1 protein-coding gene is annotated in these 790 nt (G+C 34.2%); it reads right to left on the bottom strand.

Translation table 11 applies throughout. From position 1 onward, the window contains the following. Positions 1-790: sodium ion-translocating decarboxylase subunit beta (locus tag GIL12_RS09975; RefSeq protein ID WP_163470320.1), on the bottom strand; the 790-nt coding region annotated here is incomplete at both ends.

Genomic DNA, 790 nt, shown 5'->3' with positions numbered 1-790 from the left:
CCAAATATATTTAATAATACCCCTGCTGCAACTGCTGACCCTATTACTCCTGCAACATTTGGTCCCATTGCATGCATTAATAAAAAGTTTGCAGGATTTTCTTCTTGACCAACTTTTTGTACTACTCTTGCTGCCATTGGTACTGCTGATACACCTGCTGCTCCTATCATTGGATTTACTTTTCCACCTGATAATTTGCACATTAACTTACCAAACAATACTCCACTTGCTGTTCCCACTGAAAAAGCTATTAATCCTAAAATTATTATTTTTATTGTTTGAGGATTCAAGAATGCATCTGCATTTGCCTTTGCCCCAACTGTTAATCCTAAAATTATTGTTATTATATACATTAAAGAGTTTGTTGCTGTTTCTGTTAATTTAGGAACCACTCTTGATTCTCTAATTAAGTTTCCAAACATTAACATTCCTATTAAAGCCCCTGCACTTGGTAATAATAATATTACTAATATCATTACAACTACTGGAAATATTATCTTTTCCTTTTGAGATACTTTTCTCGCTTGTTCCATTTTTATCATTCTTTCTTCTTTTGTTGTTAGTGCTTTTATTATTGGAGGTTGAATGATTGGAACTAAAGCCATATAAGAATAAGCTGCTAGAGCTATTGGTCCTAATAAATCTGGAGCTAATTTTGAAGTTACATATATTGCTGTTGGTCCATCTGCTCCACCTATTATACCTATTGAAGCTGCATCTGGTCCTATAAATCCTAGGGCCAAGGCTCCTAAAAATGAAAAGAATATTCCAAATTGAGCTGCTGCTCCTA

The organism is Fusobacterium sp. IOR10 (genome assembly GCF_010367435.1).
In the GTDB taxonomy this organism is placed as follows: domain Bacteria; phylum Fusobacteriota; class Fusobacteriia; order Fusobacteriales; family Fusobacteriaceae; genus Fusobacterium_B.
The sequence above is the reverse complement of the archived record's forward strand: the minus strand, read 5'-3'. Positions and strand labels throughout refer to the sequence as shown.